A 26,454-nucleotide genomic window follows, 5' to 3' on the forward strand; every position below is an offset into this window, starting at 1 on the left:
ACCACTACTCTTGAGAAGCGGCTTCATCGGTAAACCAATGTTCGCGCGCTTTCATGATCAGGGTCTTGGCGTCGTCCGCAGACTGGCCAGTGATATCGGTGAGCTCGTCAACCGCCAGATCGGCCAGGTCGTCGAGTGTGTGCACGCCACCGTCCGCCAGCTTACCGATCAATTCGGGCGTCAGGCCCTCCAGATCGCGCAGGTCTTGCGACACTTCTTCTACGCTCTCTTCATGCGCGATTTCCATGGTCAGCAAAGCGTTCTTGGCACGGTTGCGCAACTCGGTCACGGTCTCCTCGTCGAAGCTTTCAATCTCCAGCATTTCCTGCAGCGGCACATAGGCCACTTCTTCCAGGCTGGTGAAACCTTCTGCGATCAGGATGTCAGCGATTTCCTCGTCCACATCGAGCTTTTCCATGAACAGCTTGCGGCCCTGGTCGGTTTCGCTGGCCTGCTTTTGGGCAGACTCAGCGGCGTCCAAAATATTGATACGCCAACCGGTCAACTCAGACGCCAAACGCACGTTCTGGCCGCCACGCCCAATCGCGATCGCCAAGTTTTCTTCGTCGACGACGACGTCCATGGCGTGGCGTTCTTCGTCCACGACGATGCTGGACACATTGGCCGGGGCCAGGGCGCCAATCACGAACTGGGCCGGGTCTTCGCTCCACAACACGATGTCGACGCGTTCGCCAGCCAGCTCATTGGTCACGCCGTTGACACGGGTGCCTCGCACGCCGACGCAGGTGCCGATGGGATCCACGCGCTTGTCATGCGACAGCACGGCGATCTTGGCGCGTGAACCGGCGTCACGGGCGCAGGATTTGATCTCCAGCAGGCCTTGTTCGATTTCGGGCACTTCCTGGCGGAACAGCTCGATCATGAACTCAGGGCTCGAGCGCGACAACACGATGGGTGCGCCGCGCAAGGTCAGGTCCACTTCCATGATCATGGCGCGCACGCGGTCACCGGTACGCAGGTTTTCCTTGGGGATCATCTCGCTGCGGCGCAGACGCCCTTCGACGCGTCCGCTCTCGACAATCAGATCACCCTTGTCCATGCGCTTGACGGTGCCAACAAAGATCTTTTCGCCGCGCGACATGAAGTCGTTGAGCAGCATTTCACGCTCGGCGTCACGGATCTTTTGCAGAATGACCTGTTTGGCCGCCATGGCGCCAATACGGCCAATCGGAACGGAAGGTATGGATTCTTCAATGTGCTCGTCCAACTCGATGTCGGGTATTTGCTCTTTGGCTTCAAACAGCAAAATTTCCTGGTCGGGCAATTGCAGGCCAGCCTCATCGGGGACGACATGCCAGCGGCGGAAGGTTTCGTAGTTGCCACTATCGCGGTCCAGGGCGACGCGAATATCCACGTCGCCGGGATACAGCTTTTTGGTCGCTTGGGCCAGGGCTGCTTCCACAGCGCCCAACACCACATCACGTTCCACGTTCTTTTCACGTGAAATTGCTTCTACCAGCATCAACAGTTCGCGATTCATGCCATGACTCTCCTGAACACTCGATTTAACCAATACAAAACTTGAAACCCCTGTGGATGCAGAACCCGGGAAGGTCCGCCACCCTTACTCGTTATTCCGTGTCGCCTTCTAAGCCTATTTCTGCGCCGTCCGTTCCGCCTGGCCCACCGCGGCCTTTGAAACTGACAATGGGCGCAAGACGCGACTCACGCACCTCATCTAGCGTGAAGCCCAAGGCCTGCAGCGGTGGCGGTACGCGCTTCTTGCTGACTTTTTGGCCCGGCTTGACCGGCGGCGCATCGCTCCAGACGATTTGCCAACCTGCAGCGCCATCGGCCGCTACAACTTTTTCCAGCGTGCCCCGAAACTTTTTGCGGCTGGCGTGCACCTGGCCGCCGGCTGCAGAACCCATCGGGGCCTTCAGCGTGATGTCAACGACATGGCCAACAAAACGCTCGTAATCCTGCAAATGGCGCAGCGGGCGATCGATACCGGGCGAGGAAATCTCCAGCCGCTTGTACTCAATACCGTCCACTTCCAATGCAAACTGCAACTGGCGATTAACCTTCTCACAATCTTCAACGTTGATGAATTGCACTGTGGCCGCAGCACCCGCTTGGGGCTGCACCCAGGGCAGATCAATCGTGATGCGCAGCAGGCCTCCGGCAGAGCGCTCGACCTCTACCAAGTCATATCCCAAACCACTCACGGTCTGTTCAACAATGTCCTGCAATGCCACTTCTAATCAATCCGTTCAAAAACAATCGCCCAAAAAAAACGGGCGGTAATTACCCGCCCGTTTGGTCGTGAGCCCGAATTGTAACGCAGAAATGTGTTAAGGACCTTGATCTGTAAGGGTTATTCAGTCCCTGGCCTCGAAATATGGGCAATTTTGGCCAGCCGCAGCAATTCTGGTACACGGGCGGTGTGCACAAATCCATTCCCCCGGCATGGGCATGCGACAATTCTGGATTGAGACAAGCACTACACATGAGGACGAAATGGGATTTTTAGCAGGCAAAAAGTTATTGATTACGGGTGTGTTGTCCAACCGCTCCATTGCGTACGGCATCGCCAAGGCTTGCCACGACCAAGGCGCCGAATTGGCCTTCAGCTACGTCGGCGAACGTTTCAAAGACCGCATCACTGAATTTGCGGCCGATTTCAACTCCAAGCTGATTTTTGACTGCGATGTGGCGGATGACGCCCAGATCGACAAGCTGTTTGCAGACCTCGCGGTGCACTGGCCCAAGTTTGACGGTTTTGTGCACAGCATTGGTTTTGCCCCGCGCGAAGCCATCGCCGGCAACTTTCTGGACGGTCTGACCCGCGAGAACTTCCGCATCGCCCACGACATCAGCGCCTATAGCTTCCCCGGCATGGCCAAGGCTGCCCTGCCCTACCTCAACGACAACGCTTCCCTGTTGACCCTGTCCTACCTGGGCGGTGTGCGCGTCGTGCCCAGCTACAACACCATGGGCTTGGCCAAGGCCTCGCTAGAGTCCTCGGTGCGCTACCTGGCTGAGGCTGTGGGCGCCTGTGGCATGCGGGTGAACGGCATCAGCGCCGGTGCCATCAAGACCCTGGCCGCCAGCGGCATCAAGGACTTTGGGAAACTGCTGGCCATCTCCGCCAACGCGGCACCGATGCGCCGCAACGTGACGATTGAAGAAGTAGGGAATGTGGCAGCCTTCCTGCTCAGCGATCTGGCATCTGGCATGACGGCGCAGATCACATACGTGGATTGCGGCGTCAGCCAGGCGGCGGTGGCTGTTCTCGAAGCGCCGTAGATCAAATCAGCCGCTAGCCCCCGTGGAAAGCGCGTAAGCAGCTATCAAAAAAATAGCGCCTTCTGGCGCTATTTTTGTTGGGGCATCTGTCTGGGCTACTTCACGCAATCCGCGAAGTAGTGGACAGACCCATCCTCGCGTCGCTCTTCCACCAGACCGTGGATGTCAGTCTCAAATCCGGGGCACTTGGCATTGAACTCGCGTGAAAACTTCAGGTAATCAACGATCTTCTTGTTGAACACTTCGCCGGGGATCAGCAGTGGAATACCGGGCGGATACGGCGTCACCAGCCCCACCGTGATGCGGCCTTCCAGCTGATCGATCTCTACCCGCTCGGTTTGGCGCAACGCGATGTGCGCATAGGCGTCGCTGGGCTTCATGGCCGGCGTCAGGTCGCTGAGGTACATGTCCGTGGTCAGACGGGCAATGTCGTACTTGGCATACAGCGCGTGCACGTACTGGCACAGGTCCGCCAGTCCCATCTGCTCGTACCGAGGGTACTTCTGGCAGAACTCGGGCAGGATGCGCCACATAGGTTGGTTCTTGTCGTAGTCGTCCTTGAACTGCTGCAGCGCGGTCAACATGCTGTTCCAGCGGCCCTTGGTGATGCCGATCGTGAACATGATGAAGAAGCTGTACAGCCCGGTCTTCTCGACCACCACGCCGTGCTCGGCCAGGAATTTGGTCACGATGCTGGCCGGGATGCCGGTCTTGGCAAATTTGCCGTTCAGATCCATGCCGGGCGTGACCACCGTGGACTTGATCGGGTCCAGCATATTGAAGCCGGTAGCCATTTTGCCGAAGCCGTGCCAATTGACACCGGCCTTGGCGTTCTTGGACTCGCCCTTGATGATCCAGTCGTCCGAATGGCCAATGCCCTCCTCGGCCAGCTTGTCCGGCCCCCAGACTTTGAACCACCAGTCTTTGCCGTACTCTTCGTCGACCTTGCGCATGGCGCGACGGAAATCCAGCGCCTCCGCAATGCTCTCCTCGACCAACGCCGTACCGCCGGGTGGCTCCATCATGGCAGCGGCTACATCGCAGCTGGCGATGATGCTGTACTGCGGGCTGGTACTGGTGTGCATCAGATAGGCTTCGTTGAACAAATGCTTGTCCAGCTTCACCGTTTGCGAGTCCTGCACCAGCACCTGGCTGGCCTGGCTGATACCTGCCAGCAGCTTGTGGATCGAGTGCGTGGCATAAACCATGGCGTGCTTGGGCCGCACGCGGCGCTTGCCCATGGCGTGGTAGGAGCCATAAAACGGATGGAAGGCTGCGTGTGGTAGCCAGGCTTCGTCAAAGTGCAGGTTCTCAACGTAGCCGTCGAGCATCTTCTTGATGGTCTCAGTGTTGTACAACACACCATCGTAGGTGGACTGTGTGATGGTCAATACCCGCGGTTTAACCGACTTGGCATCCACACCCATCAACAACGGGTTCGCAGCAATTTTGCGCTGGATGGACGCAGGTTCAAACTCTTCCTTCGGTATAGGACCGATGATGCCAAAGTGGTTGCGCGTAGGCTTCAAAAACACGGGGATAGAACCCGTCATGATGATGGCGTGCAGGATGGACTTGTGGCAGTTGCGGTCCACCACGACAACATCGCCCGGCGCCACCGTATGGTGCCAGACCATCTTGTTGCTGGTGCTGGTGCCATTGGTCACAAAGAAGCAATGGTCGGCGTTGAAGATGCGCGCAGCATTGCGCTCGGACGCGCCCACGGGGCCGTCGTGGTCCAACAACTGCCCCAGCTCTTCGACCGCGTTGCAGACGTCGGCACGCAGCATGTTTTCACCAAAAAACTGGTGGAACATCTGGCCCACCGGGCTCTTCAGAAACGCCACGCCACCCGAGTGACCGGGGCAATGCCAGGAGTAGGAGCCATCCTCCGCATAGTCCAGCAAGGCCTTGAAGAACGGGGGTTGAACACCTTCCAGATAGCTTTTGGCTTCCCGCAGGATATGGCGCGCCACAAATTCCGGCGTGTCCTCAAACATGTGGATGAAGCCGTGCAACTCGCGCAGGATGTCATTGGGAATGTGGCGCGAAGTCTTGGTCTCGCCATATACATAAATAGGCACGTCCAGATTCTTGCGGCGCACTTCCTCGATGAAGTGGCGCAGGTTCAGCACGGCGGGGTCCAAGTCGGGGCCGGGTGTGAACTCTTCATCGTCAATCGACAAGATGAAGGCACTGGCGCGGCTCTGCTGTTGCGCAAACTGGCTCAGGTCGCCGTAACTGGTGACGCCCAACACTTCAAAGCCTTCGGTTTCGATCGCCTGGGCCAATGCACGTATGCCCAGTCCCGAGGTGTTCTCGGAGCGAAAGTCCTCGTCGATGATGACGATGGGAAAGCGAAATTTCATGGGAAGGCTCCAGCCGCAGGCGCGATAAATAAGAAAACAGGCGCGAAGTGTAAGGACATATTGTGTCTCGCCGCTTGCGAGGGGCACCTTTTGCCCACAAAATGTGGTGATCTCAACACATGCAAGGAATGTATGGCCCCATCCACTCTCTGGTGGCTGCTTGCCGGCACCGCGGTAGGCATCGAATTGGCGACTGGCACCTTCTACTTGCTGATGCTGGCTATCGGTCTGGTTGCGGCGGCTATCTGCGCCCATGCAGGCGGGAGTTTGACCGTGCAGATTGTGGTGGCTGCGCTGGTCTCCACCGGGACCGTGCTGGGCTGGCGCCAATACAAGAAAGGCCAGCCTGCAAACTTGCCCGCCAATGCCAACCGCGACGTGAATCTGGACATTGGCGAAACCGTACAAGTTGACAACTGGAACACTGATGGCACCAGCACCGTCAAGTACCGCGGCGCAAGCTGGGCAGTGGCCAGCGTACCGGGCGGGCCGCTGGCTGCAGGACCACACCAGGTGGTTGAAGTCATAGGCAGCCGTCTGATTGTCCGAAAACTGTGAACCTACGCCCGGCTTCGGTTGGGCTGTATCCCTAGATCTCTTAAGGAAACCCCATGGAATATGGACTTATCTTGCTGATCGTCGCCGTGATCTTTGTCTTCAAATCAGTCAAGGTGGTGCCCCAGCAGCACGCCTGGGTCATAGAGCGACTGGGCAAGTACAACGGAACGCTGACGCCCGGCCTGAGTTTTCTGATGCCCTTCGTAGACCGCGTGGCCTACAAGCATCTGCTCAAGGAGGTGCCACTCGACATTCCGAGCCAAGTCTGTATCACGCGCGACAACACGCAGCTGCAGGTGGACGGCATCCTGTATTTCCAGGTGACCGATGCGATGCGCGCCAGCTACGGCTCCAGCAACTACGTGGTCGCCATCTCACAACTGGCGCAAACCTCGTTGCGGTCCGTCATCGGCAAACTGGAGCTGGACAAGACCTTCGAAGAACGCGACATCATCAATGCCCAGGTGGTGCAGGCTATTGACGAGGCGGCGCTGAACTGGGGTGTCAAGGTTCTGCGCTACGAGATCAAAGATTTGACGCCACCCAAGGAAATTCTGCATGCGATGCAGCAGCAGATCACCGCCGAGCGTGAAAAGCGCGCCTTGATTGCTGCATCCGAAGGCCGCCGCCAGGAACAGATCAATATTGCGACCGGTGAACGTGAAGCCTTCATCGCACGCTCCGAGGGCGAAAAGCAGGCCGCCATCAACAACGCACAAGGCCAAGCTGCCGCGATTTTGGCAGTGGCAGAAGCCAATGCCCAGGCCATCGAACGCGTGGCCGCCGCAATACGCCAACCTGGCGGTGAGCAGGCTGTTCAATTGAAAGTGGCCGAACAAGCGGTTCACGCGTATTCAAAAGTCGCTGCCGACGCGACCACCACGCTGATTGTTCCCAGCCACATGGCCGAGGTGGCTACTCTGATCGGCTCGGCCATGAAGATGACGCAACTGCCAAAGTAGCGAACCCAGGCCGTAATGGCCAAAGAAAAAGCCCCGTAGCGCAAAACGCTACGGGGCTTGTCTTTTTTCTGGCGGAGCAGGCGGGATTCGAACCCGCGGAGGGTTTTACCCCTCGCACGCTTTCCAGGCGTGTGACTTAAACCGCTCATCCACCGCTCCAGAGCCTTCGATTATAAGTCGGCTTTGGGTCGATTTCAGGACATTGGTCCGGTAAAACTTAAAAAAGGTGAAATCAGTCTTTGGGCTGTCCCATGCTGGCCAGGGACTGGGCCACAGCCGCGTTGACGGCCGCTTCCACATGCTGCTGCATGCCCGGCGCTGCCGCACGCAGGTGCTGCTCGACCAAGGCCTGTAGCGATGCCCGCAATTGCTGCTCAAGCCGCGGTCTGACCAGTTGCAGCACTTGTTCTGCCAAGCGCTCTGTGTCGATCGCAGCGGGGCTGGCCGATAGACCCGGTTGGACTACCTCGGTCAGCGTGGGAACAAATCGCGGGAGAGGATTGTTCGCTGGCATCAATCCGCACGTTTGACGGTTAGATCATGGCGCTTGATGGTGTAGCCCTGCTCGGTGTACTGACGCCAGCGCCGTCGCGCATGATCACGATCAGTTGCGTCGGTGCTTACAACTTCAATCACGCGTGCAAACCGCTCGAAGCCCTCGGGTATCGCTTCGGTCAGGTTGACCAGCACGTCTGAAAGCTGGGGGGCCTGCTGCGCATGGGTGGTCAACACCACTGGCGAACGCTGCTGCAGCTGTGCCGCTGCAGTGGCTACACAGTGCGGCACGAACTCGGTGGCCGACAAGGCCCACAGGTCGACATCGATCTGCGCAATGGCGTCGGGTTCAGCGACCAATACCACTTTTGCCCCGCTACCCACCGCCTTGCGCAACAGGCGGCAGGTATAGGCTAGCTTGTCCGGTGCACCGAAATGGAAAGCCAGTTCGGTCACTTGGCCTGTGCCTGGTCCAACAAATATTCGACCAACAGACCGACCGGGCGGCCGGTGGCGCCCTTCGCCGAGCCACTTTTCCACGCTGTACCAGCAATATCAAGATGCGCCCATGGAAACTTCTCGGTAAAGCGCTGCAGGAACTTGGCCGCCGCAATGGCACCACCCGCACGTCCGCCCAGATTGGCGACATCGGCAAAGTTGGTCTTCAAGCCTTCGGCGTACTCTTCGTCCAGCGGCATTCTCCAGCAGCTGTCCTGCGCAACTTCACCCGCTGCAAACAGGGCATTACCAAGGTCTTCATTCGCTGCAAACAAGCCGCTGCGCACGCCGCCCAGAGCGATGACACAAGCGCCAGTCAGCGTCGCGATATCCACCACAGCCGTGGGCTTGAAGCGCTCTGCATACGTCAGCGCGTCGCACAAAACCAGACGCCCTTCCGCATCGGTGTTCAAAATTTCGATAGTCTGACCACTCATGCTGGTGACCACGTCGCCCGGCTTCACGGCGCTGCCGCTGACGAGGTTTTCGCACGCGGCGATCAGCCCGACCACGTTGATGGCCGGCTTCAGCGCGGCCAATGAACGGAACACGCCCAGCACGCTTGCGGCGCCAGACATGTCGAACTTCATCTCGTCCATCTCGGCGGCGGGTTTGATGGAGATGCCTCCGCAGTCAAACGTGATGCCCTTGCCCACCAGCACGGTTGGGGCCTTGGTCTTGGCTGCGCCGTTGTACTTGAGCACGACAAAACGCAGTGGCTGGTCCGAGCCTTGGGCCACGGCCATGAAGGCTCCCATGCCCAGCTTGGCGACTTCCTTGGGGCCCAGCACCTCGCAGCTGATCTTGGGAAACTGTGCCAACTCTTGCGCTGCCTGGGCCAGCAGGGTTGGTGTGGCGTGGTTGGCGGGGCGGTTGGCCCATTCCTTGGTCAGCTCTGTACCAGCAACGATACCCACCGCGCGGTCAAATGTTGCCTGCACCTCGCTTGCGTTGGCGACGGCCACCTGTACCTTGGATAGCGTGCGGCCTTCGGGCTTGGATTTGGTTGTGGTGTAGGCGTAGCTTGCGTCCGCCACTGCTGTCACCACGGCGCGCACGGCCTCTTCGCGGGCCGCAGCGGCGAAGCTCACGACCAGTTTTTTCAGTGAAGATGATTTGACCAGCGACACGGCCGACAGCACTGCGCCACGGACATCGCGCGCAGAACCCGAGCCGATGCCGACCAGCACCACACGGCTTGCATTGGCCTGAACGGGGCGGTACAGAGACAGCGACTTGCCGGGCTTGGTTTCCAGATCGCCCGATTTGATGGCCTGTGCGATCAGCAGTGACAAATCATCCTTGCCGGCTTTGAAATCCTGGGGTACCAGGATGATCAGTGCATCGCATTTCTCGGTAGAGACCCCTGCGAGGCCGGTAGCTTTCAGTTCAAAGTTCATAATTCAGGTTTTCCTTTGCCGCCATGTTATTCCATTCCTCCATACGCAAAGAACTCGCACGCAGTTTCGGCGCAACCCTGGTTGTGCTCGTCACGGTGGTGATGACCTACACCTTGATACGCACTCTGGGTGAAGCCGGACGCGGCGTATTCAGCCCGTCGGATGTGATGATTATCATGGGATACACCGTGCTGTCCCAGATGCCGGTGATCGTGACGTTGTGCCTGTTCATCGCCGTGTTAAGCGTGTTGACGCGCATGTTCCGCGACAGCGAAATGGTGATTTGGTTTGGTAGCGGCAGGGGCCTGACCTCGCTGTTCAACCCGCTGTTCCGCTTCGCCTGGCCCATTCTGGTGGTCATCGCTGTCCTGGCCTTTTTGATCTTGCCGTGGGCCCTGAGCCGTATTGAGGACATGCGTGACCGATTTGACAAACGCGGTGATATTGCACGCATCGAGCCGGGGCAGTTCCAGGAGTCTGCTAACGGGGAGCGCGTTTTTTTCATCGAGAAAGATGCCTCCATTACCCACCCCGGCAGCAACGTATTTATCGCCACCCACAAGGACAACAAGGAAACCATTACCTCAGCCCGTAGCGGTCAGTTGAAAGAACTGCACGGTGAGAAATATCTTGTGCTACAAAATGGCCAACGGCTCGAAAAAACGGCTGGCAAGCCCGACTTGACGGTGGCCGCCTTCAGCACCTACGGCGCACAGGTGGACGCACCGGACCAATCCGCCCGCAGTTTTGTGCCGTCCGGCGCGAAGGGCACGCTGGAACTGTTTGAGCAACCGGGCAACGCGCATTGGGCCGAACTGAGCTGGCGCGCGGGTCTGGCGCTGGCCGGTATCAATTTTGTTGTCATCGGTCTGGCGGCTGCCGGCGTAAACCCCCGCGTGGGGCGCACGGCCAATTTGGGCTTTGCCTTCGGTGCCTTCATCGTGTACTACAACCTGCTAATACTGGGCAAGAGCTGGGTAGAAACCGGCCAGGTGCATGCGGGTGTCTATCTGGTGCTGCTGCACGGGGGGGCGCTGGCTTTGGCGCTGCTGTGGCTGACCAAACGGCATAACAACTGGGAATTGCAGATGCCCGGCGCTGCCCGGCGTAAAAAATGCGCTGCCAAGGACGCCGCAGCATGAAGACCCTACGCAGACTCCTGTATGGCGAAGTAGTGATGGCCGTGGTGCTGGTCACGTTGGGATTTGTCGCACTTTTCTATTTCTTCGACTTCGTCGAGGAGCTGCAGGCCGTCGGCAAGTACCGGGACACCGGTTACACCGTCGACAAGGCGCTGGTGTACGTTGCCTTGCTGCTGCCCAGCCATCTGTACGAATTGCTGCCGATCACCGTCCTGATCGGCACTATCTTCGTCATGGCACGCTTGGCGCAAAGCTCGGAGTTCACCATCTTGCGCACCAGTGGCCTGGGTCCTGGGCGGGCACTGCGCGTCTTGCTGCTGCTGGGCTTGGGTTTTGTCGTGTTCACATTTGCGGTCGGTGACTACCTCGCGCCTATGGCGGACAAGTCGGCACAGTTGCTCAAGTCTCGCTACCAGGGCAAGGTCACAGTTGGAAAGACCGGGGCTTGGCTCAAGGAACGGCAGGCTTACAGCGATTTCGCCGTGAACGTTGGCGCGCTGGCGCCAGACGGCAGAATGCGCGATGTGCGCATTTTCGAATTCGACAACCAAGGCATTCTGGTGTCAATGACGCAGAGCGAGAGCGCCATGTTTGGCGTAGACGACTCTTGGCTACTGCTGAAGGCAGACCATACAGAATTCACCAGCGCCAACGCCAGTGCCTCCAAAGTTGACCGCGCGCTGCTGGAAAGCTTCCGTTGGTCGACGCAGATCAGCAGTGAAATGGTGGCCACGGCCGTGCTGCGTCCGGAACGCATGGGTACGATTGATCTGTTCCAGTACGTACGCCATCTGGATGCCAATGGCCAGGCAGCCCAGAAGTATGAAATTCAGTTTTGGAAAAAAGTCTTCTACCCCTTGAGCTGTTTAGTCATGGTGGTGCTGGCGCTACCCTTCGCTTACCTCCATTTCCGGTCGGGCAGCGTAGCCACCTACGTATTTGGCGGCGTCATGGCCGGTATCAGCTTTGTGCTGCTAAACAACGTGCTGGGTGACCTGGGGGCGCTGCGGGGCTGGTGGCCGTGGATCACCGCTGCCCTGCCCGGCCTGATTTATTCCATCGTGTCGCTGACGGCGTTTTCATGGCTGGTGATCAGACGATGACGCCGCTCACTACCAATCGTGGCATTGTCTTGTTCGCGCATGGCTCGCGCGACCCGCTGTGGCACAAGCCCATCGAAGCGGTAGCCGCGCATATTGCGATCCTTTCGCCCCACACACCCGTGGTCTGCGCTTACCTGGAGTTAAGCGCCCCTGACTTAGCTACGGCGACCCAAACTTTGGTGAACCGCGGGGTGCGTGCCATCACCGTGCTTCCAATGTTCCTGGGCGTGGGCAAACATGCCCGTGAGGACTTGCCGTTATTACTGGCCGATCTACAAGCCGCACATCCGGATGTGGAAATCGCGTTGAAGCCGGCCGTCGGCGAAGACCCGCGGATGGTGCAATTGTTGGCACAAATCGCGCTGGACGGCTTATAGAAGCGCTTCATCCGGCATAATGAATCTCTTCTTTAGCTGAGATTCGATATGAACCTGCACCAGTTTCGTTTTGTCCAGGAAGCCGTCCGCCGCAACCTCAACCTGACGGAAGCCGCCAAGGCCCTGCACACCTCGCAGCCCGGCGTGTCCAAGGCCATCATCGAACTGGAAGAAGAATTGGGCATAGAAATCTTCGCCCGCCACGGCAAGCGCCTCAAGCGCGTGACCGAGCCGGGTCAGCACGTACTCAAAAGCATAGACCTGATCCTGCGCGAGGTAGGCAACCTCAAGCGCATTGGCGAGCAATACAGCGCCGAAGACAGTGGCACGCTGTCCATAGCCACCACCCACACCCAGGCCCGCTATGTGCTGCCCGAGAAGGTAGCCGCACTGCGCACCGCCTACCCCAAGGTCAACATCAGCCTGCACCAGGGCTCGCCCGACCAGGTGGCCCGCATGCTGATCGACGAGATCGCCGAAATTGGCATCGCCACCGAGTCGCTGGCAGACTACAGCGAACTGGTCACCCTGCCGTGCTACGAATGGCAACACATGCTGGTGCTGCCCACCGACCACCCTCTGGCGCGCAAAGAGCGCATCACGCTGGAAGACGTGGCGCAGGAGCCGCTGATCACCTACCACCCGTCGTTTACCGGTCGCACCAAGATCGATACAGCGTTCGCAACCCGCAAACTCACCCCCCGCATTGCGCTGGAAGCGATCGACTCGGACGTGATCAAGACCTATGTGCGCCTCGGGTTGGGCGTAGGCATTGCTGCCGAGATGGCGGTGCGCGATGTGATGGAAGACGGCGGCAAGAGTGGTCTGGTCGTGCGCCCCGGTGGGGGCCTGTTTGGCCAGAATGTGGCCCGCGTCGCCTTCAAACGCAGCGCCTATTTGCGCAACTTCGTGTTCACCTTTGCCGAACTGCTGAGCGACCGCCTGGACCGCAAGCTGATCGCCCGGGCGATGGATGGACATACCGAAAACTATGACTACTGAAAACCACGACACCGGCCGCCGCGCCGCGGGGCCCCAAGCAAGGGCGACACTCTCGGGGGGCAGCGCGGAGCGCACAGCGACGAGCGTGGGGATACTGCAAAGTCGGTTGCCCAACGTTGGCACCACCATCTTCAGCGTCATGTCGGCACTGGCTAGCCAACACAAGGCCGTAAACCTGGGCCAGGGCTTCCCGGACTTTGCTTGCGACCCGGTCCTGATCAACCACGTGACGCAGGCCATGCTGGACGGTCACAACCAGTATCCGCCGATGCCCGGCGTGACACTGTTTCGCGATGCTATTGCTAGCAAAATAGAAGCACTGTATGGCCATTCTTACAGGGCTGCAGACGAAATCACCATTACGGCGGGCGCGACCCAAGCCATCATCACTGCCATACTGGCCACGGTGCACCCAGGTGACGAGGTCATCGTGCTGGAGCCCTGCTACGACAGCTATGTGCCCAATATCGAACTGGCCGGTGGCACCGCGGTGCGCGTGCCGCTGACGCCCGGCAGCTTCCGGCCCGACTTTGACGCCATCTCCGCCGCCATCACACCCAAGACTCGCGCCATCCTCATTAACAGCCCGCACAACCCCAGCGCAACCGTATGGTCTCACCAGGACATGCTGCGGCTGCAAGAGATGCTGGCGCCGACGAATGTGCTTGTGATCAGCGACGAGGTCTATGAGCATATGGTGTTTGACGGCGTGCCACACGAAAGCGTGGCGCGGTATCCTGGCCTGGCCGCGCGCGCCTTCATCGTCTCCAGCTTTGGGAAGACCTACCACGTGACCGGTTGGAAGGTGGGTTATGTTGCGGCGCCCGCCGCGCTGATGGCCGAGTTCCGCAAGGTACACCAGTTCAATGTATTTACCGTCAACACGCCCGTGCAATATGGCTTGGCGGCTTACATGGCTAACCCCTCCCCGTATCTGGATCTACCTGCCTTCTACCAGCGCAAGCGCGACCTGTTCCGCGCGGGCCTGGCGGGCACCCGCCTGCGCCTGCTGCCGTCGCAGGGCAGCTACTTCCAGTGCGTGGACATTTCAGACGTTAGCGACCTGGGTGAGGCTGATTTCTGCCAATGGCTCACGGCCGAGATCGGCGTGGCGGCTATTCCGCTGTCGGCCTTCTATGGCAATGGCTTTGACCAGCGCGTGGTGCGTTTCTGCTTCGCCAAACAGGACGACACGCTGCTTGCAGCGTTGGAGCGGCTAAAGGCACTCTAGGGGTTTCTTCAGGCCAAATCGGCCGCTAGCCCCCGTGCAGTGAGCGTAACCCGCTATCTAAAGTGTAGCAATTTTCCACCACTCGGGCAGCCGTGAGCGGTAGCGGTGCTGCCGGTAGCGCTCATCGAGCAGCAGCACGGCACCGGTGTCCGTCGGCGTGCGTATCACCCGCCCGGCCGCCTGCACCACCTTTTGCATGCCGGGGAACAGGTAGGTGTAGTCGTGGCCGCGCCCGAACATGGACTGCATGCGCGCGCAGATGGCCTGGTGCACATCATCAAACTGCGGCAAACCCAGCGTCGCGATGAAGGCGCCAATCAGCCGCTTGCCCGGCAGGTCAACGCCTTCGCCGAACACGCCGCCCAGCACCGCAAAGCCGATGCCCCGCCCCCGCGCATCAAACTGCTGCAAAAAAGCCTCGCGGCTGGTCTCGTTCATGTAGCGCTGCTGGGCCCAGACTGGCAGCTCCGGGTGGCGCAGCTGCAGTCTTGCCAGCGCCAACTCCAAATAGTCAAAGCTACTGAAGAAAGCCAGGTAATTGCCGCTATGCCGCGCGTACTGCTGTGCCATCGTGTCGACCAGTGGGTCCAGTGTCAGCAGCCTGTCGTCGCGGCGGGTAGACAGCGGGTAGACGCTGACCGCCAGTTGCGCCGGGTCGAACGGGCACGGCACATCCATGGACTGGGTGGTGTCTGGTAGGCCCAGCAGGTTGATGTAGTAGTCTGCGGGGTGGAGTGTGGCCGAAAACAGCACCAGGGAGTCAGCCGCCTCCACCCGGTTGCGAATGAAGGGTGCTGGCACGATGTTGCGCAGCGTGAGGCTGCCGGCGATATCTGCGCCCTTGGCGTCGGAGCGTGTTTCAAGGCTCAGTTCGCACAGCGAATGCTCGCCAAAGTCTTCTGCCAGCGTGGCAAATGCCAGCGTCTTGAAAAAGAACGGCAACCACGTACCGGGTCTGTCGGCCGCATGGTCGTTAAGATATTCGCCCACCGCATTGTTGAAGCGCTGCAGGCTGCGCAGCCAAGCATCGGGCACTTCTTTTTGCAGGCTCCACGGCTGGACCGGTTGCTGGCGTTGTGCGGCCGCTACCAGCGCATCCCATTGGTTGAGCAGCTCGTCCGCGAAGCGGCGCAGCGCCTTTGGCAACTCAGCATGCACCGCTGCCGCCTCGGCCCGCGTCACGTCGCCGCTGTACATGCTACAGGCGCGACCGTACAAATTGTGCGCCTCGTCCACCAGCACGCTGACGCGCCATGCATTGGCAGCAGTCAGAGCGTACAACATGGCGCTGCGGTCAAAGTAATAGTTGTAGTCACCCACCACCACGTCTGCCCAGCGCACCATCTCCTGACCCAGGTAGTAGGGGCAGACCCCATGCTCCAGCGCTACCGTACGCAGGCTTTGCTGGTCCAGCCATGCGCGTTGTGCAGCGGCCTGGCGGGCTTGGGGCAAACGGTCGTAAAAACCTTGCGCCAGCGGGCACGCATCGCCGTGGCAGGCCTTGTCCTTGTGTTCGCACGACTTCTCCTTGGCGACCAGTTCGACGACGCGCAGCGCCAAGCCTGTGTGCGCCCCACGCACCGTGTGCAAGGCTTCCAACGCCACCCGGCGCCCGGGTGTCTTGGCTGTCAGGAAAAACAGTTTGTCGACGCCCCGCTGGGGCATGGCGCGCAATGCAGGAAACACGGTGCCAATTGTCTTGCCAATGCCCGTGGGCGCCTGAGCCAGCAAGCTGCCTGCTTGTACGCAGGTGCGGTATACGCCGCCCGCCAGTTCGCGCTGGCCGGGCCGGAACGGCAACTGTGGGAACTCCAGCGCCTGCAACGCCGCGTCACGGCGGTGGCGGTGCGCGGCCTCCATCTGCGCCCAGACCAGGAAGCGCGCGCACAGTGAGTCGAAAAAGATTTTCAGATCGGTAGCTAGCCAGTTTTCGTTGAAGGCATGCTCGGTCTGCTCGACGACGTCAAAATAAACCAGGCTCAAGGTGGTGTGCTGCAGGCCGCGGCTGTCGCACATCAGCCAGCCATAGACCTTGAGCTGGGCCCAGTGCAGGGCGCGGTGGTTGGGGGGAATGGCCGAGACAGCGCCCCGGAAGGTCTTGACCTCTTCGAGCACATTGCTGGCTGGGTCGTAGCCGTCGGCACGGCCACTGACGCGCAGCGTGTCCTGCGGGTCAGCAGCGTTGACTTCTGGCAGACAGGCGTACAGGCCAGTCAGCGTTACTTCCGCCTCATGCCCTGGCGGCCTCCGGCTGGCTACGAGCAGGTGGCCCTCCCTGCCCTGCTGTGCACTCGGCGACGGTGTGAAACGCAAATCCAGGTCGCCGGACTTGGCTGCGAATTCACACAGGTTGCGCACCGAAACACGGTGGCATGCTTCGTCGCTCATGGCGCCGGATCGGCAGCTTGTTCCTGCAGCATGGACTGGTCGGGCCCATCTGGGGAGCCCAGGTCGGCATGTGGGCGCAACGGGGCGGCTTTGGCCAGTACCATCCACAGCGCAAAGGGCAAGTCCGCAACCACGCGTTTGGGCGCATTGCGCAACACTTCCAGTCGGTCATTCTGCAGCGCCATGACGCCACACTCCGTAGGAATTTCATCGGCCTGGGCAATCGGCTTGCCCTTGCGATCGCAGCCCAGCACATACCAGCATTGGCCACCGGCATCGAGGTAGCTGTCGCGTTTGTCCTTGGATTTAAGGTCACCCAGCAGGTCGGCCCGGCTGACCTTGACCTCGTGCACGATGGGCTCCAGGTAGCCCGCCACCGTGGTATTGCGGATCGAGAATACATCGGGCATGCAAATCTTCCAGCGGGCAACGGCCTCGGGCTCCATGGGCAGGCGCGCGCGAATGCTCAGATCAGTCCAGACGATGCGGCCATCGCGCAGCATCTGTTGTGCCACGCGGTCCACCAACATCTCATGCGCTGAGCGCGCCTGCCGGTTGGTGTGGAACGCCTCTGCGAGAAAGGTGATACCGGCATCGGTGAGCAACACCTTGGCGTGTCCACTTGGCTCTGAAACCCTCTGCAACAAACCTGCTGCCAGCAGTTCCACCTCCACGCTGTCCAGGCACGGCCAGCCAGCAGAGCGATAGACGTCGCGCAAGCGACGGGCGTGGGTGCGACTTAAGGCGATGTCGTTAATAACGGTGGTGCGGGGCATTGGGGCTGCTGCGACAGTGCAGCCCCAAGCATACTGTATAAATAGCCAGTTATGCAAGCGCCCAAGGCTTACTTCCCGGGCTTTGCGACTTCCTTCGGCTTCTTGGCTGCGGCTTCTGCAGCGGCTCTCTCATTCTCCCTGCGCCCGGCCGCTGCGCGGTGCAACGCTGCCGCCTCATCTTCGGTCAGCGCTCGGTCGTCCGCCTGCCGCCTCGCTATTTCCTCCGCGCTATTGCAATCAACTCCGCGGTTCGCTTCACATTCGGCCACTGTCTGCTGGACACTCTTCGAAGGTCCGGAGGCCTTTGCTGCAATTGCGGGAGCGGAAGCCGACGCCGATGCAGTTGCTGCTTTAGCCCTTGCATTGGAGGCGGCGTTTTCCGCTGCCCAGTCCCGTGTTTTTCCAGGCTGGGCGGCTGGCGGCGGTAATAAGGGCACAACGGCTTCTTTGGCTCCCTCCGCTGTGCAGGGTCGTGCCGAATAGCTGACCTTGCCGTCGGTTGTAGTGCATTTGAATACGTTCGCCGCCCACGATGGCGTTGATAGTGTCAGGAGAGTAAAGGCCAACAATTGAATCCGTGACGATGTAGACATATGGTTCCAAGCTATCTTGATGGGGTCTTTTGGCGAGAGCTGCTCCACCGTATCAGAGATGCCAATTATGTGACGGCAAGATCAGCGCTGCATGCCCGCATGCAGGCTGCGTTAGCACATTCTTACAAATTTGCCCAAAAAAAAGGGCCAGCACCTTTTGATGTTGGCCCCTGCGTCAGTGCAAATCTATTGCAACTAGTCTCAGAACCGTTTCCAAAACTTAGCAAAGTAAGACGCGCCGTTCAGACCGAACTGCACGCTGTCATAAATGAAACCATTGTCGGTTTCATTGGCATCTTGCTTCGTGGGCTTGACGTTAAAGATGTTGTTGCCCCCGATAGTCAGCTTGGTATTCTTGTCAAAGCTGTAGGTTAAGGCCAGGTCGGCAGAGGTCTTGGGCTCGTAATAGGCGTTGGGCACGCCGTTCTCGGTACCCGAGAATGTGCCCAGGGTTTGGCTACCGAAGTGAATGATCTTCAGGTTGGTTTCCCAAGCACCTTGGCTGTAGTCAAAGCCCAGCGTGGCCTTGGTGCGCGGACCCCCTTGTTCGATGAACAGTCGTTCGCGCTCGGACAAGAGTACCGATTCATAGCCCTTGAGCGATGCCGGTGCGTGCACGCTGACCACATCGGTCTGGCTCAAGTTCAATGCCAGGAAGGTGTTCAGCTTGCCGCCACCCAAGTCGGCCTTGTTGGATACAGTCAGATCCAGCCCCTTGGTCTTGGTGTCAATGGAGTTGACGAAGAACTGGGCCTGGCCCACGCCCAAGCCTGCCAGCGTGGCGCCCAGCGCCGGGAAATTGTTGGCATCAAAGCGACCCGACAGGCCGATGCGGTCGGTGATGTCGATCTGGTACAGGTCGGCCGTGATCGACGTGGTCTTGCTCGGGCTCAGCGTGAAGCCCAGAGTGGCGTTCTTGGAATTTTCTTCCTTCAGCTTGGGCAAGCCAGCCGCATTGGCAATGACGCCACCGTTGGGAGCCAACACCACGTCCTGGGCTTTGCCACTGATGAAGTCAGTGAAGGTGGACGAGAAGTAGACCTGTTGCAGCGAGGGTGCGCGAAAACCCGAGCTTACCGAGCCGCGGAACAGTAGCTGTTCGCCCGCCTTGAAGCTGGCAGCCAGTTTGCCCGTCGTGGTGTTGCCAAAGTCGCTGTACTGCTCTGAGCGCACAGCGGTTTGAACCTTGAAACGTTCGGTCACGTCGGTTTCGATATCTGCGTACACGGCAGTACTGTCGCGGTTGCGGTTGGTTGCATCAGCGGGCTGAAAGCCGGGGAAACCCTGGCTGCCGGCATTGCCGCCGAAGCCTACGCCGTCGGCGTCGATGTAAGAGCCAGGCTCACCAGCGTAGATCTGGTAGTTCTCACGGCGGTACTCGGCGCCAAAGGCGATGTTGGACCCACCCAAAAAGCCGTCAAAGAAACGGCTGAAGTCGAGGTTGGTCGTGGCCTGGGAGAACAGAAATCCTCCGGCTTGGAACACGCTGGCGCTGCGGCCAGCACCGCCGCCCTGCAGGTCTTTGTTGGCGATGGAGGCATTGATGGTGTTGGAAATACGGTAGCGCATCTCGTTGGAGCCGTAGGTCTGCGACAGGTCTGCCACCCACTCGCCCACCTGCCACTTGTGACCCACGATGGCGTAGCGGTCACTGATGTCGCCATTGATGAAGGGCACGAAACCGGCGGGGTACATGGCTGCGGAATTGCGTGTGGGGATGTCGTCCGAGCCGACGCCACCGCGTGCAAACGCAGCCGATGATGCATCACGGTTTTGCGCACCGAGAGTGAAGTACAGCTTGCCGGTGCTGCTGGTGGGCAGTTCGCCGTTCAGGTACAGCGTGGCGTTCTTTGACTGGGTGTCGCCAATGATGCGCGGGTTGCCCGGGTCGGCGCGGTTGGAACGGCCACGGTCCGAGTACTCGGCGGTGATGCCCAGCACGCCGCTCTCGCCAATGCCGAAGCCGCAATAGGCCGATGGCAAGTAATTCTTGCCGTCGCCTACCGAATACTGGCTGTAGCCCAGAATGGCTTCGCAACCCTTGCTCTTCTTCAGGGAGATGTTCATAACGCCGGCGATGGCGTCCGAGCCGTATTGGGCGGCGGCACCGTCGCGCAGGATCTGCACGTTGTCGATAGCCAGCACCGGAATGGCGTTCAGATCAGTACCCGTATTTCCGCGGTTGCGCGCACCAAACAGGTTGACCAGGGCCGTTGTATGGCGGCGTTTGCCGTTGACCAGCACCAGCGTCTGGTCTGAGCCCAGGCCGCGAAGCGACGCGGAGTCGATCAAGTCAGCACCGTCAGCGCCAGTCTGGCGCGTGGAGTTGAAGGATGGCGACAGGTATTGCAGCGATTGCGACAAGTCAAATTGGCCGCCCTGCTCCGACGTTTTGGTCATCGGAATAAAGTCGATAGGCACAGGAGTATCGGTGGCGGAGGCATTGGCCCTGCGCGAGCCGATGATGGTCACGCTTTCCAGGCCTGGGGCGGCAACGGCGCCGGTGGTCTGGGCGACCGCAAAAGAAACCGGGGTCAGCGTGGCGACCGCCGCCGCGCCATACAGGCCTAGTGATAGTGCTTTGCGCAATACAGTCATAGCTCGCCTTTTGGGTATTGTGTGGATGGGGTTCGAGCTGAAATTCTAGGGGTGGGCGCGCCGCCACGGGCACGCTTGTTTCCGCCTTACCACACCGCCATGACGATTTAGTCAAACGGATACGGCCCTTTAATGGCCGTTCAGTTTTGCTAATAGAAGCCAGCGGCACCAACGCCGGGGCGCGACGCACGATTGCGTGCGCAACCCCCTGGCGATGCACCTAAACAGGGTTTATTGCGCGGTGGCGACCGCTTTGGCCAGGTCCGTGGTCTCAAAGCAATTAGCGCACAGGGCCTGTAGCTTGGCCAATTGTGTCTGGGCCTGGGCCTTTTGGCCGGTCTTCAGATACGCAATACCCGAATACTGCAGCGCGCCGCGGTGGTTAGGTTCCAGTGCGAGGGCCTTTCCATAGGCTGCAAAAGCCTCATCGTATTTGCCCAGCCAGCGGTTGGCGAAGCCCAGGTAGTTATAGGCATCGGCATTTTTGGGGTTTCGGGCCACGACTTTGTCGAAACGGGCCACCGCCTCCGTCCATTGCTTGGCATCGATGGCGGCTTTGCCAGCGGCAAAATCGTCGCTTTGGGCGTTCAGGACCGGTGTGGTCTGCATGTCCGCCGCCAGTACGGGGGCGGTTGCGGCGCCTGTCAGAAAGAAAGCTGCGAGGATTTGCAGAAAACGAGAAGAAGCGCGCATGGGTTTGGATCCTTAAAAAAGTTGTTGCGTCAGTGCGCTGCAGGGCAGCACCTGGGACAAACGATGCAAACAAGCAAACGGATGCAAAGCCGCAACAAATTATTTATGGCGAGAACCGAATGCGGGCTAGGGTCGCGCTATTTATCGCGCTATTTATCGCGCTTGTTGCGCCGTTCCATGTACGCCTGGATCTCACCTACTACGCCCTTGCGGAAGGCCATCACACACAAGACAAAGATGACACCGATGATCACCGTCACCCACGAGCCCACTTTGTCGGCCAGCATGTCCTGCAGCGCGATCACAATGCCGGCACCCAGCACCGGGCCAAAAAAGGTGCCCACGCCGCCCAGCAGCGTCATCAGGATCACCTCACCCGACATGGACCAGTGCACATCAGACAGCGTGGCAAAGCCCATGATCAGCGTCTTCAGCGAGCCCGCCAGGCCGGCCAGCGCCGCAGACAACACAAACGCAAGCAGCTTGTACTGGTCGACGCGGTAACCCAGCGATATGGCACGCGGCTCGTTCTCCCGGATCATCTTCAGAACCTGGCCAAACGGCGAATGCACGATGCGCGAAATCGCTAGAAAGCAGGCCACGAAGATGGCGACCACGACGTAGTACAGCGCGGTGTCCGATTCCAGCGGTAACACACCCAGCAAGCGGCCCCGCGGCACGCCCTGCAGCCCGTCTTCGCCACCGGTGAACGGCGACTGCAGCAGCGCAAAAAACACCATCTGCGCCATGGCCAAGGTGATCATCGCAAAGTAGATGCCCTGGCGGCGGATGGCCACCGCGCCAACCACGAGACCGATCAGGCCCGCAGCCACGGTGCCGGCCACGATGCCGACCTCAGGTGTAACGCTGTGGGTCTTGATCAACCAACCGGTCACATACGCAGCCGACCCGAAAAAAGCCGCATGCCCGAAAGACAGTAAACCGGTAAAGCCCAGCAGCAGATTAAAGGCGCTGGCAAAGATGGCGAAGCACAGCAGCTTCATCACAAACACGGGGTACAAGCCCAGCAGCGGAGCCACGACCGCAAAGACCAGCAGTGCGATGTAGGTGGCGCGTATGAGTTTGGCAGTTTGTGTCATGGACGGAATGGCTGAGATCGAAGGAGAAGTGGTGTTCATGGTTCAGGCCTCTTTGCCAAACAGGCCAGCGGGGCGGAACATCAACACAATGACCATGATGACAAACACCACAATGCTCGATGCCTCCGGGTAGAAGACCCGGGTCAGCCCTTCGATAACACCCAGGCCGAGGCCAGTCAGGATCGAGCCCATGATGGAACCCATGCCGCCAATCACGACGACGGCGAACACGACAATGATCAGGTTGGAACCCATGAGCGGGCTGACCTGGATGATTGGTGCGGCCAACACACCAGCCAGGCCCGCCAGTGCTGCACCGGCGCCATAGGTCAGCATCACCATCAACGGCACATTGATACCAAATGCTTGCACCAGGGCGGCGTTTTCGGTACCAGCGCGCAAGTAGGCGCCCAGACGGGTGCGCTCAATCAGGTACCAGGTGCCCACACACACGACCAGCGATGCAAACACCACCCAGGCGCGGTAGTTGGGCAGAATCATGAAGCCCAGGTTGGTTGCACCCTGCAGTAGCTCAGGTACCGGATATGACTGGCCGGACGCGCCAAACAGCTCGCGAAACACGCCTTCGATGATCAGCGCAAGGCCAAAAGTCAGCAGCAAGCCATAGAGTGGGTCCAGCTTGTACAGCCGCTTGAGGAACAGCCGCTCCACGACCACGCCCAGCGCTCCGACTGCCAGGGGCGCAAGCACCAGTGCAAACCAGTAGTTCACGCCGAACTTATCCAAAAGGAACCAAGCCGCGAACGCACCCAGCATATAGAGCGCGCCGTGTGCGAAATTGACCACACCCAGCAGGCCAAAGATGACCGCCAGCCCGAGACTGAGCATGGCGTAAAACGCGCCATTAACCAGGCCCAGCAATAGCTGGCCCAGAAACGCTTGGTGGGGGATGCCGAAAATTTCCATGGGAGCCCGTCAGTTCATACCTTGCAAAAAACACGCGGCCGGCCAGCAAGCCAACCAGCCGCCTGAAACGCTCGACTACTTCTTCAGCAGCGCGCACTTGGATTCAGCTGGCGTCGTAAACGCCTGCTCGCCCGGCACTTTGGCCATGAGCTTGTAGTAGTCCCAAGGCGTCGTCGCGTCCTTAGGCGCCTTCACTTGGTACAGGTACATATCATGGATCATGCGACCGTCAGCGCGGATCGTGCCCTTGTTGTAGAAGTCGTCCACCTTGGTCTTCTTCAGGGTCTCCATCACCTTGTCGCCATCGGTGGTGCCGGCAGCCTTGACGGCCTTCAGGTAGGTCATAGTTGCGGAATAGTCGGCTGCCTGCAGGCTCGAAGGCATGCGCTTGTATTTTTCGAAGAAACGCTTGGCGAACGCACGGGATGCGTCGTCCTGGTTCCAGTACCAGCTGTCCGCCAGCTGGAGACCTTCGGTGTTGGCCAGGCCCAGGCTGTGCACGTCGTTGATGAACACCAACAAGCCGGCGATTTTCATGGTTTTGTTGATGCCGAATTCCTTGGCGGCCTTCATGGCGTTGGTGAAGTCACCGCCAGCGTTGGCCAGCGCCAGGATCTGCGCCTTGGAGGATTGGGCCTGCAGCAGGAAAGACGAAAAGTCGGACGCGTTCAGCGGGTGGCGCACGGCGCCTGCCACGGTACCGCCGTTGGCCTTGACCACGGTGGAGGCATCACCTTCCAGTGAATAGCCAAACGCGTAGTCAGCAGTCAGAAAAAACCACTTGCTGTTTCCCTCTTTGACCAGCGCGGTGCCAGCGACCTTGGCCAGCGCAACAGTGTCGTACGCGTAATGCACGGTGTAGGCGGTACAGGCGTCATTGGTCAAGCGGGCCGAGCCGGCGCCGATGGCAATAAAGGGACGCTTCTTTTCTTCTGCCACCTTGGCCATGGCCAATGAGGTACCGGAGCTGGTACCGCCGACCAGCATGGCCAGGTCTTCTTTGTCGAACCATTCACGGGCCTTGGTACTGGCCACATCGGCCTTGTTCTGGTGGTCAGCGGTGACCACTTCAATGGTGCGGCCCAGTACCTTGCCACCGAAGTCTTGCGCAGCCCACTTGATCATCTCGGCGCCGGCGGGGCCGTCAATATCGGCATACAGGCTGGACATATCGGTGATGAAGCCGATCTTGACGGGACCGGTGGCTTGCGCCGAAGCTACGCCGGTGAAAGCTATAGCTAATGCAGCGACTAGAACGTTGAGTTTCATGGTGATTCCTGTTGAGTAAGGTGAGGGAAAGGCGGAAAAAATCGTAAGGTTAATAACCAGTATCTGCGGCGATCACACGCCCAAATATTCTTGCAACATGCCCATGTTCTGGGTGAGCTCCTGCTGTGCAAACTGTTTAACGATGGCGCCATGCTCCATCACATAGAAACGGTCTGCCAGCGGTGCAGCAAAACGGAAGTTCTGCTCCACCAACACAATGGTGTAGCCACGCTTCTTGAGGGTCAGGATCATCTCGCCGAGCTTCTGCACGATGACGGGGGCCAGGCCCTCAGATATCTCGTCCAGCAGCAAGAGGCGCGCACCGGTGCGCAGAATACGCGCCATGGCCAGCATCTGCTGTTCACCACCCGACAGGCGTGTGCCGGGGCTGCCGGCGCGCTCCTTCAGGTTGGGGAACATGGTGTAGATCTCGTCCACACTCATGCCGCCTTCAGAAATGGTGGGTGGCAGCATCAGGTTTTCTTTGGCCGTCAGGCTGGCAAAAATGCCGCGTTCTTCGGGACAATAGCCCACGCCCAGGCGGGCAATCTTGTGCGGTGCCAGCTTGATGGATTCTTCGCCGTTAATCTTGATCGAGCCATTGCGCGCGCCGGTCAGGCCCATGATGGCGCGCATGGTGGTGGTGCGTCCGGCGCCGTTGCGCCCCAGCAGTGTCACCACCTCACCCTGTTGCACGCTCAGGTTGACGCCGTGCAGGATGTGGGATTCGCCGTACCAGGCGTGCAGGTCTTCAATACGTAGGAGTTCTGTAGTCATGTTGTTCAGTGCGCACCCTGCAAGGCAGTATCCACGGTGCCCATATAGGCTTCAATCACCAGCGGGTTGCTCGATACCTCGGCATAAGGGCCGTCGGCAATGATGGCGCCGCGCTGCAGCACCGTGATGCGGTCGGCAATGGAAGACACCACATTCATGTTGTGCTCCACCATCAGAATTGTGCGTCCGACCGATACCTTCTTGATCAGCTTGGTGACGCGGTCGACATCTTCGTGGCCCATTCCCTGCGTGGGCTCGTCCAGCAGCATCAGCTCGGGCTCCAGGGCCAGCGTGGTGGCCAGCTCCAGTGCGCGTTTGCGGCCATAGGGCAGGTTGACGGTCAGCTCGTTGGCAAAGTCTTGCAGGTCGACTTCCTGCAGCAGTTGACGGGCGCGGTCATGCAAATGGAACAGCGTGCTTTCGGGTTTCCAGAAGTGGAAGGAGTTGCCCTCGTTGCGCTGCAAGGCTGCGCGCACGTTCTCCAACACCGTCATATGCGGGAACACTGCCGAAATCTGGAACGACCGCACAATGCCGCGGCGGGCGGTCTGTGCGGGTTTTTCGAACGTGATGTCGTTGCCGTTGAAAGTGATGGACCCCGAGGTTGGCGGCAGGAACTTGGTCAGCAGGTTAAAAAACGTGGTCTTGCCTGCGCCATTGGGGCCGATCAAGGCGTGGATATGACCCCGCTGAACCCTCAGATCCACTTGGTTGACCGCAACGAACCCCTTGAATTCCTTGGTCAACTGGCGCGTTTCAAGAATAATTTCCGACGACAAATGACTCTCCCGTAGACTTTAGCGCGCCCTGCCCTTTGCATCGGCACGCTGCTATATAAGCACGGATGCTACGCAACAACCATAGGGATAACGAGGGGGTAACAACCTACGTAGTTTTACGTCAGCGTCCGTCAGGACACTGACAGC

The 26,454-nt window shown here is 59.5% G+C and carries 23 protein-coding genes and 1 tRNA gene; 8 read left to right on the forward strand and 16 right to left on the reverse strand.

What is annotated here, in order from left to right; translation table 11 throughout:
• Positions 1-4: 4 nt before the first annotated feature.
• Together nusA and rimP are read right to left on the reverse strand one after the other, a co-directional pair.
• On the reverse strand, positions 5-1,501 hold the full coding sequence (nusA, locus tag AC097P_RS15780) for a transcription termination factor NusA (protein WP_479611385.1): 1,497 nt from the start codon (positions 1,499-1,501) through the stop codon (positions 5-7).
• Positions 1,502-1,592: 91 nt separating this feature from the next.
• Positions 1,593-2,219: a ribosome maturation factor RimP gene (gene rimP / locus AC097P_RS15785; RefSeq protein WP_479611386.1), complete on the reverse strand. Its 627-nt coding sequence runs from the start codon at positions 2,217-2,219 to the stop codon at positions 1,593-1,595.
• A 262-nt stretch (positions 2,220-2,481) separates the two neighbouring features.
• On the opposite strand from rimP, the gene fabI reads away from it, so the two are divergent.
• The gene (fabI, locus tag AC097P_RS15790) at positions 2,482-3,270 is read left to right on the forward strand and encodes an enoyl-ACP reductase FabI (protein WP_479611387.1); all 789 of its coding nucleotides are present in this window, start codon (positions 2,482-2,484) and stop codon (positions 3,268-3,270) included.
• Between the two features lie 95 nt (positions 3,271-3,365).
• On the opposite strand, the gene AC097P_RS15795 is transcribed toward fabI, so the two are convergent.
• Positions 3,366-5,639, reverse strand: a complete 2,274-nt coding sequence (locus AC097P_RS15795; protein WP_479611388.1) for an Orn/Lys/Arg family decarboxylase — start codon at positions 5,637-5,639, stop codon at positions 3,366-3,368.
• A 132-nt stretch (positions 5,640-5,771) separates the two neighbouring features.
• Between AC097P_RS15795 and AC097P_RS15800 the strand changes: the two genes are divergently transcribed.
• Together AC097P_RS15800 and AC097P_RS15805 are read left to right on the forward strand one after the other, a co-directional pair.
• Entirely contained in the window at positions 5,772-6,197 is a 426-nt protein-coding gene (locus AC097P_RS15800; protein WP_479611389.1) for an NfeD family protein, read from the forward strand.
• A gap of 53 nt (positions 6,198-6,250) precedes the next feature.
• The gene (locus tag AC097P_RS15805; RefSeq protein ID WP_479611390.1) at positions 6,251-7,159 is read left to right on the forward strand and encodes an SPFH domain-containing protein; all 909 of its coding nucleotides are present in this window, start codon (positions 6,251-6,253) and stop codon (positions 7,157-7,159) included.
• A gap of 69 nt (positions 7,160-7,228) precedes the next feature.
• On the opposite strand, the gene AC097P_RS15810 is transcribed toward AC097P_RS15805, so the two are convergent.
• The 4 genes from AC097P_RS15810 to AC097P_RS15825 all read right to left on the reverse strand — a co-directional run bounded on the left by AC097P_RS15810 (position 7,229) and on the right by AC097P_RS15825 (position 9,552).
• Positions 7,229-7,318: transfer RNA gene (locus AC097P_RS15810), tRNA-Ser, on the reverse strand.
• 73 nt (positions 7,319-7,391) lie between these two features.
• Positions 7,392-7,673 (reverse strand): hypothetical protein, encoded by a 282-nt coding sequence (locus AC097P_RS15815; protein WP_479611391.1) that lies wholly within the window; start codon positions 7,671-7,673, stop codon positions 7,392-7,394.
• Positions 7,673-8,110 (reverse strand): DNA polymerase III subunit chi, encoded by a 438-nt coding sequence (locus AC097P_RS15820; RefSeq protein ID WP_479611392.1) that lies wholly within the window; start codon positions 8,108-8,110, stop codon positions 7,673-7,675. The genes AC097P_RS15815 and AC097P_RS15820 overlap by 1 nt, the downstream gene beginning before the upstream one ends.
• Positions 8,107-9,552 carry a leucyl aminopeptidase gene (locus tag AC097P_RS15825; RefSeq protein WP_479611393.1) on the reverse strand — a complete coding sequence of 482 codons (1,446 nt, stop codon included), beginning with the start codon at positions 9,550-9,552 and terminating at the stop codon, positions 8,107-8,109. The genes AC097P_RS15820 and AC097P_RS15825 overlap by 4 nt, the downstream gene beginning before the upstream one ends.
• Before the next feature lie 23 nt (positions 9,553-9,575).
• Between AC097P_RS15825 and lptF the strand changes: the two genes are divergently transcribed.
• From lptF to AC097P_RS15850, 5 genes are read left to right on the forward strand one after another with little or no spacing between them, the layout of a single operon-like run.
• Positions 9,576-10,694 (forward strand): LPS export ABC transporter permease LptF, encoded by a 1,119-nt coding sequence (gene lptF / locus AC097P_RS15830; protein WP_479611394.1) that lies wholly within the window; start codon positions 9,576-9,578, stop codon positions 10,692-10,694.
• Positions 10,691-11,797: an LPS export ABC transporter permease LptG gene (gene lptG / locus AC097P_RS15835; protein ID WP_479611395.1), complete on the forward strand. Its 1,107-nt coding sequence runs from the start codon at positions 10,691-10,693 to the stop codon at positions 11,795-11,797. The genes lptF and lptG overlap by 4 nt, the downstream gene beginning before the upstream one ends.
• Positions 11,794-12,174 (forward strand): sirohydrochlorin chelatase, encoded by a 381-nt coding sequence (locus AC097P_RS15840; RefSeq protein ID WP_479611396.1) that lies wholly within the window; start codon positions 11,794-11,796, stop codon positions 12,172-12,174. Before lptG ends, AC097P_RS15840 begins: the two co-directional genes overlap by 4 nt.
• 48 nt (positions 12,175-12,222) lie before the next feature.
• Positions 12,223-13,176, forward strand: a complete 954-nt coding sequence (locus tag AC097P_RS15845) for a CysB family HTH-type transcriptional regulator (protein WP_479611397.1) — start codon at positions 12,223-12,225, stop codon at positions 13,174-13,176.
• Complete coding sequence (locus tag AC097P_RS15850; protein WP_479611398.1) at positions 13,166-14,407, forward strand: pyridoxal phosphate-dependent aminotransferase; 1,242 nt, start codon at positions 13,166-13,168, stop codon at positions 14,405-14,407. Before AC097P_RS15845 ends, AC097P_RS15850 begins: the two co-directional genes overlap by 11 nt.
• A 57-nt stretch (positions 14,408-14,464) precedes the next feature.
• Here AC097P_RS15850 and AC097P_RS15855 read toward each other — a convergent pair whose 3' ends face one another.
• The 9 genes from AC097P_RS15855 to AC097P_RS15895 all read right to left on the reverse strand — a co-directional run bounded on the left by AC097P_RS15855 (position 14,465) and on the right by AC097P_RS15895 (position 26,307).
• Entirely contained in the window at positions 14,465-16,795 is a 2,331-nt protein-coding gene (locus tag AC097P_RS15855) for an ATP-dependent DNA helicase (RefSeq protein ID WP_479611399.1), read from the reverse strand.
• Positions 16,792-17,571, reverse strand: coding sequence for a hypothetical protein (locus AC097P_RS15860; protein ID WP_479611400.1), 780 nt, complete (start codon positions 17,569-17,571; stop codon positions 16,792-16,794). The genes AC097P_RS15855 and AC097P_RS15860 overlap by 4 nt, the downstream gene beginning before the upstream one ends.
• Positions 17,572-18,365: 794 nt before the next feature.
• The gene (locus AC097P_RS15865; protein WP_479611401.1) at positions 18,366-20,762 is read right to left on the reverse strand and encodes a TonB-dependent receptor plug domain-containing protein; all 2,397 of its coding nucleotides are present in this window, start codon (positions 20,760-20,762) and stop codon (positions 18,366-18,368) included.
• A 231-nt stretch (positions 20,763-20,993) separates the two neighbouring features.
• A complete protein-coding gene (locus tag AC097P_RS15870) occupies positions 20,994-21,455 on the reverse strand; it encodes a tetratricopeptide repeat protein (RefSeq protein ID WP_479611402.1) in 462 nt (153 codons plus the stop codon).
• A 149-nt stretch (positions 21,456-21,604) separates the two neighbouring features.
• Positions 21,605-22,555 (reverse strand): branched-chain amino acid ABC transporter permease, encoded by a 951-nt coding sequence (locus AC097P_RS15875; RefSeq protein WP_479611649.1) that lies wholly within the window; start codon positions 22,553-22,555, stop codon positions 21,605-21,607.
• A gap of 42 nt (positions 22,556-22,597) precedes the next feature.
• Complete coding sequence (locus AC097P_RS15880; protein ID WP_479611403.1) at positions 22,598-23,482, reverse strand: branched-chain amino acid ABC transporter permease; 885 nt, start codon at positions 23,480-23,482, stop codon at positions 22,598-22,600.
• Between the two features lie 75 nt (positions 23,483-23,557).
• Positions 23,558-24,751: an ABC transporter substrate-binding protein gene (locus AC097P_RS15885; RefSeq protein ID WP_479611404.1), complete on the reverse strand. Its 1,194-nt coding sequence runs from the start codon at positions 24,749-24,751 to the stop codon at positions 23,558-23,560.
• 72 nt (positions 24,752-24,823) lie between these two features.
• On the reverse strand, positions 24,824-25,528 hold the full coding sequence (locus AC097P_RS15890) for an ABC transporter ATP-binding protein (RefSeq protein WP_479611405.1): 705 nt from the start codon (positions 25,526-25,528) through the stop codon (positions 24,824-24,826).
• Positions 25,529-25,533: 5 nt separating this feature from the next.
• Complete coding sequence (locus AC097P_RS15895; RefSeq protein ID WP_479611406.1) at positions 25,534-26,307, reverse strand: ABC transporter ATP-binding protein; 774 nt, start codon at positions 26,305-26,307, stop codon at positions 25,534-25,536.
• Between the last annotated feature and the right edge of the window lie 147 nt (positions 26,308-26,454).

Source organism: Rhodoferax sp. ZS1R8, assembly GCF_056521325.1.